Raw genomic sequence first — 6898 nt, forward strand, 5'->3', positions numbered from 1 at the left:
ATCTTGATGCGCGCCTTGTAGATGTTGTCGCGGCGGCCGTACTGGTTGTAGACGCGCATGATGGCTTCGAGATAGCTCAGGATGTCGCGCCCGGCCACGAACGGTTTTATGGTCTTGGCGATGAACGGCGTGCGGCCGAGCCCGCCGCCGACCAGCACCTCAAAACCGGTCTCGCCGTCGGCGTTCTTGTGCAGGCGCAGGCCGACGTCGTGGATCTTGATCGCGGCGCGATCATGCGCCGAGGCAGTGATCGCGATCTTGAATTTGCGGGGCAGGAACGAGAATTCCGGATGCAGCGTGGTGTATTGCCGCATCAATTCGGCCCAGATGCGGGGATCCTCGATCTCCCCCGGCGCGACCCCGGCCCATTGGTCCGAGGTGACGTTGCGGGTGTTGTTGCCCGAGGTCTGCATCGCGTGGATGCCGACTTCGGCGAGATCGCTGAGCGCGTCCGGCAAGTCCTTCAGCTTGATCCAGTTGAACTGGATGTTCTGGCGCGTGGTGAAATGGCCATAGCCGCGATCGTAGCGCCGCGCCACATGCGCAAGCGCCCGCAGCTGCCGTGACGACAGCGTGCCATAGGGGATCGCGACGCGGAACATGTAGGCATGCAGTTGCAGGTACACGCCGTTCTGCAGCCGCAGCATCTTGAACTCGTCTTCGGTGAGTTCGCCGGACAGGCGGCGCTTCACCTGGTCGCGAAATTCGGCGACGCGCTCGTTGACCAGCGTGCGGTCGATTTCGTCGTAGGCATACATGAGCGAAGCGCCTTACGCCTGGACCGGCAGGCCGATCGCGGGAAGAAGGTTGATCGTCACGCCGGAGCGGCGGATCTGTTCGCGAAGATTGCCCGGGGCGATCTTGCCGTTGGTGACCTCGACCGGCGCGATATAGGCGCCCACCGCACCGACATCGTCGGCGACGGATTCGGCTAGCAGCGTGCGCGCTTCATCGGCGGCGCGGACGATCGCGGCATGGGCGAGATCGGTCGACCAGTCCTTCTGAGCGGTCCGGTAGATCACCGCGCCGTCGACGGTGCGGTTGGCCGTGACGACCGACGGCCCTGTGATCTTGATCTTTTTCTGCTCGAGCGGAGAGGTCATGGGACGGATTCCGAAAGGTTTAACGTGCCAATTGAGGTAGAGGAGGATTGTCGCAATGTCTAGGGTTGACTGGAATTTTTTTCTATATATGTCTCTGCAACCCGCCTCAAATAGAAATTTATTTCTTCCACAAGGCGAAGCAGATATAGAAATTTCTCCTCCTGGAATCGAGCCCGAGAGATGCATCTTCTCAACAGTGAATCCGCCAAGGACCGGCTGGCTGGCGCCAGCCTCAACCAAGCATCTTTCGTGCCGCAAATTTCCGCTGAAGCGCCCGGCATGGATCACCTCGACGAACTCGAGGCGCAGAGCATCTACATCCTCCGCGAGGCGTTTGCACGGCTGAAGAAGCTGGCGCTGCTGTGGTCGCTCGGCAAGGATTCCAACGTCATGATCTGGCTCGCGCGCAAGGCCTTCTTCGGCCGCGTGCCGTTCACGGCGATGCATGTCGACACCGGCAAGAAGTTTCCCGAAATGTACGCTTTCCGCGACGCCTACGCGCGGGAATGGGGACTCGATCTGAAGGTCGAGCCCTGCCCGCCCATCGACGCGGTCGACCCGACGCTGCCGCCGGCGGCGCGTTCAGCCGCGCGCAAGACCGAGGGGCTGAAACTCGCCCTCGTCAAGCACGGCTTTGATGGGCTGATCGCCGGCATCCGCCGCGACGAGGAAGCGACGCGCGCCAAGGAGCGCGTGTTCTCGCCGCGCGGCACCGAAGGCGAATGGGACGTGCGCGACCAGCCGCCGGAATTTTGGGATCATTTCAACGCCTCGCCGCCGCCGGGCGCGCACTTGCGCATCCACCCGATCCTGCATTGGACCGAGGCCGACATCTGGGCCTATACGCGGCGCGAAAACATCCCGATCATTCCGCTTTATCTCGCCAAGAACGGCAAGCGCTATCGTTCGCTCGGCGATGCCGACATCACGTTTCCGGTCGCGTCCAGTGCATCGAGCATCGACGAGATCCTGGTCGAACTGGAAAAGACCAAGGTGCCGGAGCGCGCCGGCCGCGCGCTCGATCACGAGACCGAAGATGCGTTCGAGCGGCTCCGTGTCGCCGGCTATCTCTGACAACTTCTTGCGTGGCAGCCCATGAACATGATCCTCCCTGCGGCCCTCTCGGCAACCCCGAACGGCACCACCCGCCCGCAAGTGCGCATCGTCATCGTCGGCCATGTCGATCACGGCAAGTCGACGCTGGTCGGCCGTCTGCTGCATGAGACCGGCAGCCTGCCCGAGGGCAAGCTGGAGATGCTGAAAGCCGTCAGCGCACGGCGCGGCATGCCGTTCGAATGGTCGTTCCTGCTCGACGCGCTGCAGACCGAGCGCGATCAGGGCATCACCATCGACACCACGCAGATCCGCTTCCGCACCAATGCGCGCGACGTCGTGCTGATCGATGCGCCCGGCCATGCCGAATTCTTGCGCAACATGATCACCGGCGCGTCGCAGGCCGACGGCGCGGTGCTGATCATCGATGCGCTCGAAGGCGTGCGCGACCAGACCCGCCGCCACGGCTACCTGCTGCATCTGCTCGGCATCAAGCAGGTCGTGGTGGTCGTCAACAAGATGGACCGCGTGGATTTTTCGGCGCCGCGCTTTGCCGAGATCAGCGACGAGATTTCCGCGCACCTGGCCGGCCTTGGCGTCAATCCGGCGGCGATCATTCCGATCTCGGCGCGCGACGGCGACGGGGTCAAGATTCATACGCCGCGGATCGGCTGGTATCGCGGGCCGACCGTGGTCGAGGCGCTCGACGCGCTCGAGCCGGCGCGGCCGCTGGAAGCGTTGCCGCTGCGGCTGCCGGTGCAGGCGATCTACAAGTTCGACGACCGCCGCATCGTCGCGGGCCGCATCGAGTCGGGCAGTCTTGTCGCCGGCGACGAGATCGTCATCATGCCCGCCGGCAAGATCGCCAAGATCAAGTCCGTGGAGAGCTGGCCGGTCACGTCGCTGACAGCTAAGCAGGGTGCCGGCCGCTCGGTCGGCATCACGCTCGACCGCGAACTGTTTGTCGAGCGCGGCGACGTGATCGCGCATGTCGGTCAGAGCCCGCAGGACACCCGCCGGCTTCGCGCGCGGATCTTCTGGCTGCACGACAAGCCGCTCGCGGTGGGCGCTGCGATCCTGGTCCGGCTCGGCACCCGCGAGGCGCGCGCCGTCGTGGTCGCGATCGACAAGGCGGTCGATCCCGGCGAATTGTCGAGCGTCGAAAATGCCGCGATCGGCCGCAACCATGTCGGCGAGATCGACATCTCGCTGGCGCAGCCGATCGCCGCGGATGCCTATGCTCATAACCCGCGCCTCGGCCGGCTGGTCATCGAGCTCAATGGCCGCATCGCCGGCGGCGGCCTCGTGCTGTCGGTCGACGCCGCGCGCCGCGCGGTCCCCGTCGACATCGTGCCGGTGGAATCGGCGCTGCGGCCGGACGAACGCTCGGCGCGCTATCGCCACAACGGCGCCGTGGTCTGGCTCACCGGCCTCCCCGGCGCCGGCAAGTCGACGCTGGCGCGCGCGCTGGAGCGGCGGCTGTTTTCACGGGGCGGCTCGCCGATCCTGCTCGACGGCGACACCCTGCGCGCCGGCCTGAACGGCGATCTCGGCTTCTCGCCCGAGGACCGCAGCGAAAACATCCGCCGCATCGCCGAGGTCGCGACCCACCTCGCTCGGAACGGCCACATCGCCATCGTCGCGGCGGTTTCGCCCGCGCGGGACGACCGCGCCGCGGCGCGCCGCATCGCCGATACGGCGTTCCGCGAGATCTATGTCGCCACGCCGGCGGAGGTCTGCGAGGAGCGCGATCCGAAGGGCCATTACGCAAAAGCCCGCGCCGGTGCGCTGAAGGGGTTTACGGGGATCGGCAACGACTACCAGCCGCCGGAGAAAAGCGAGCTCGTGATCGACACCTCGAGGAGGCCGCTCACTGACGCCACCGACGAGATCGAGCGGATGTTGGCGGACACTGGAGTCCTGTTCGACGAACTCACCGATCTCGCCGCGAACATTTGAGCAAGACCGCGTAGGGTAGGTTAGCGGCCGCCGTCCTCGATAGATCCGCCGGAAACGATCGCGCAACGGCGGTCGGGTAACCAACCGTCTTTGTTTCCGTGCACCGGCTGCAATCATGCATCACATGACGACGGTGGGTTATGCGCCTCCCTTCGCCTATTCGAGCAAGACAGGCGCTAACCCACTCCCGTGTCATGCCCCGCTGCATGAGGGGCATCCAGTACTCCAGAGACGTCGGTGATTGAGCCGATGGGCCGCGGCTTACTGGATTGCCCGGTCAAGCCGGGCAATGACGGGAGAATACAGCAACCCTATCCACGCGAGCGCGGCTGCAGCGGGGTCCTCTCGTAGAGATCAGCAACGGAGCAGCGCAGACCGAACCCCGGGATCGACAGTTCCGCGTCGCCGCCTTGCAGGACCGAGGACGTCCAGCCCGCGTCGGTCTTGAGATCGAGTTCGGCCTCCATGCGATCCTGCGCGATGACGAGCACGGCCGTACAGTGAGGATGTGAGCCATAGAGACCCCGCTTCACGTCGATCCACCGGCGATCCGTGTCGGGCAGATCATCGTGTCGGTGTCGGACACCACCTCCGCCAGTAGGTGCGCCCTCGCAACGAAGCGCTGGCCGGCATCGTAGTCGGCGTCGATGACGCCGACGTCAGGCTCAGTTCTGTAGTCGCCTTCGCCGAGGTCGAGGCCCGGCCGCTGTGTCGCAAGCAGCGATGGCGCGTGCTGCGCCAGCCCGTGGTTCAGGAGCCGCTCCAGATTGCTCGAGATCTGGTTATGGGCAATCGTCGGAGGGGTCGTCATCATGGCGACACCTCCGAGGAGTTCCCAGCGCTCGTGATCCGGTCGTCTGGCCTGGAAGGCCCGGAACTCCGCACCAGACATCCGGTCGGTTCGGCTTTCATGAACGGCAATTTGCATCGGCGACATCCATCACGCTCGATGACAGTACCACCTCGGAAGATCGGTTGAGAGTCCCGATGATCGTCGCATACCGCGTAGGTGGGTTAGCGGCCGCCGTGTTCGATAGATCCGCTGGAACGAACGCGCAACGACGGTCGGATTCCGTTTCCGCGCCTGCGACTGGAATTAAACACTGCGTGACGACGGTGGGTTACGCGGCTGCCTTCGCCGCTTCGAGGCAAGGCAGCCGCTAACCCACCCTACGCTTGCTGTTTCCCAGAGTCGGGCTCGGTCAGTGCGGCTCGCGGAATGTCCAAATTGTTTCGAAAGCGACCAAATTGGCGCGCGGCTGCAAAAGGCGTAATGGGCCCAGCACGGTGGGGTTATCCGCGAAGTTGTATTGCTGCGCGGACCAGATCGGCATTGTTCGCAGCCACAGCACCATTCGGTAGGTGAACTCCGTCCTCGAAGCCAATCCTGGTCGAGAGATCGAGGCGCCAGGCCTCGCGAACGCAGGGCCAAACGCTACCGGCTTCTCCATGCAACAGGATAGGCAAAGCGCAATCTGCTCTCCCAAGTATCGAGAAAACTTGGTACGCCTCTCTCAACGCCTCTTCACCATTGCCGCTGGTCATTTCTACCAAAACTCGCAGGCATTTCTTGAAATCTATTTCGGCGACGAATCTCTCAGCGTCTTGGCTGTTCCAAAGCCCTGCTTCAACGTCGATACCACCAATTGTCAGGAGGTCTATCACCTCGGGTGCGTCCGCTTCGCCCAAGTTAACTGAGGCGTAGTCGGGTTTCTCCGTCCAGTCGCGAATGTGACGATGTCGCCGCCGGCCTCCCGGCATGATCCAAGCACCGGTCCCGACTCCGATCGGCATTCCAGGGACAGCGCGTCGAATAGCTTGGATGGTCTTAGCAAGAGCGGACGGCTCCAGGGTTTCCGCGCCGTCCTCTGCGCGAACGTGAATATGAAGCTCCTCCGCGCCGGCCGCTCGTACGGCGACGGCGTCACATGCAAGCTCCGATGCCGACATCGGCACTCCGGGATGCGTAGACTTCGATAATCCACCGTTCAGGCAGGCTTGCAGCATTTGCGTTCTCGTGGCTCCGACATCATTCCGTTTTGCTCCATCTTATGGCGTCTCCATGTCGATGACGATTGCAGCAACCGGTCATTCACGACCCAGTCGATCGGGGAGCGGCTCCCCGCCATGGGGGCTGTGCCCGTTGAACGACGGCGCGCAGTTTCAGCAATCGGGCATCGCGCTCTATGTGACAAGCACCGTGACTGCCCGTCGGGCAAATCAGTGACCAGCCCGGCAAGCCTGTAAAGCCCCGCGCGCAAAAATAATTCGTTTGACCTATTCTGAAAAAACGAAGTACGGTTGCACATCCCGCCTCGCTTGCGGAGGGGCGTATCGCGATCGTCACGAGACGTGAGGCGGGGATGCGATGGCCGCGAAGATGATGCGAGACGAGCATCGTCGGCGCGGACGGCGAAGGCATGTGGTCCTGGCCTCCCGACGCTGAGGTCAAGTCGGCGAGAGATGATCTCGCTGATGACGGGGGCAAGAAAGCCCGGTCCCCGGGGAGAGCGCGTTATAAGCCGTAACACCGTCGCGCAGGGAATGCCGGATGATCCGGCTGAACCTGTGGTTCCTTCCCCGTGCTTTTTTACTGCACGGGGGCCATGGGTGAGGCCTTCACCCGGCATTCCCTGCGCCCTCTCATCTATCGAGGGCGAATTGCGATCAACAGCTCGGACGGATTTCCGCCGCGAGAACGTGGGCGCGTGCCTCAAACAGTGACGTCATTGCGAGCGAAGCGAAGTGCCGTAGGGTGGGCAAAGGCGCTTGCGCCGTGCCCA

7 protein-coding genes are annotated in these 6898 nt (G+C 63.6%); 2 read left to right on the forward strand and 5 right to left on the reverse strand.

Annotation, left to right across the window (positions count from 1 at the left end):
* Both JOZ76_RS09505 and JOZ76_RS09510 read right to left on the reverse strand, forming a co-directional pair.
* Positions 1-758 (reverse strand): nitrite/sulfite reductase (locus tag JOZ76_RS09505; protein WP_291698370.1); only part of this gene is annotated, 758 nt, incomplete at its 3' end.
* Between the two features lie 12 nt (positions 759-770).
* Positions 771-1103, reverse strand: coding sequence for a DUF2849 domain-containing protein (locus tag JOZ76_RS09510; RefSeq protein WP_291698371.1), 333 nt, complete (start codon positions 1101-1103; stop codon positions 771-773).
* A gap of 279 nt (positions 1104-1382) precedes the next feature.
* On the opposite strand from JOZ76_RS09510, the gene cysD reads away from it, so the two are divergent.
* Both cysD and cysC read left to right on the forward strand, forming a co-directional pair.
* On the forward strand, positions 1383-2177 hold the full coding sequence (gene cysD, locus JOZ76_RS09515) for a sulfate adenylyltransferase subunit CysD (protein WP_291698375.1): 795 nt from the start codon (positions 1383-1385) through the stop codon (positions 2175-2177).
* Positions 2178-2198: 21 nt separating this feature from the next.
* On the forward strand, positions 2199-4115 hold the full coding sequence (cysC, locus tag JOZ76_RS09520; protein WP_291698372.1) for an adenylyl-sulfate kinase: 1917 nt from the start codon (positions 2199-2201) through the stop codon (positions 4113-4115).
* A gap of 311 nt (positions 4116-4426) precedes the next feature.
* Here the strand turns inward: cysC and JOZ76_RS09525 are convergent, their stop codons facing one another.
* From JOZ76_RS09525 to JOZ76_RS09535, 3 genes are all read right to left on the reverse strand, one after another.
* Positions 4427-4648 (reverse strand): hypothetical protein, encoded by a 222-nt coding sequence (locus JOZ76_RS09525; RefSeq protein WP_291698373.1) that lies wholly within the window; start codon positions 4646-4648, stop codon positions 4427-4429.
* Complete coding sequence (locus JOZ76_RS09530) at positions 4645-5052, reverse strand: Uma2 family endonuclease (RefSeq protein ID WP_366113869.1); 408 nt, start codon at positions 5050-5052, stop codon at positions 4645-4647. The genes JOZ76_RS09525 and JOZ76_RS09530 overlap by 4 nt, the downstream gene beginning before the upstream one ends.
* 356 nt (positions 5053-5408) lie before the next feature.
* The gene (locus tag JOZ76_RS09535) at positions 5409-6122 is read right to left on the reverse strand and encodes a 3-keto-5-aminohexanoate cleavage protein (RefSeq protein WP_291698374.1); all 714 of its coding nucleotides are present in this window, start codon (positions 6120-6122) and stop codon (positions 5409-5411) included.
* Between the last annotated feature and the right edge of the window lie 776 nt (positions 6123-6898).

Source organism: Bradyrhizobium sp. (genome assembly GCF_019244115.1).
GTDB lineage: Bacteria > Pseudomonadota > Alphaproteobacteria > Rhizobiales > Xanthobacteraceae > Bradyrhizobium.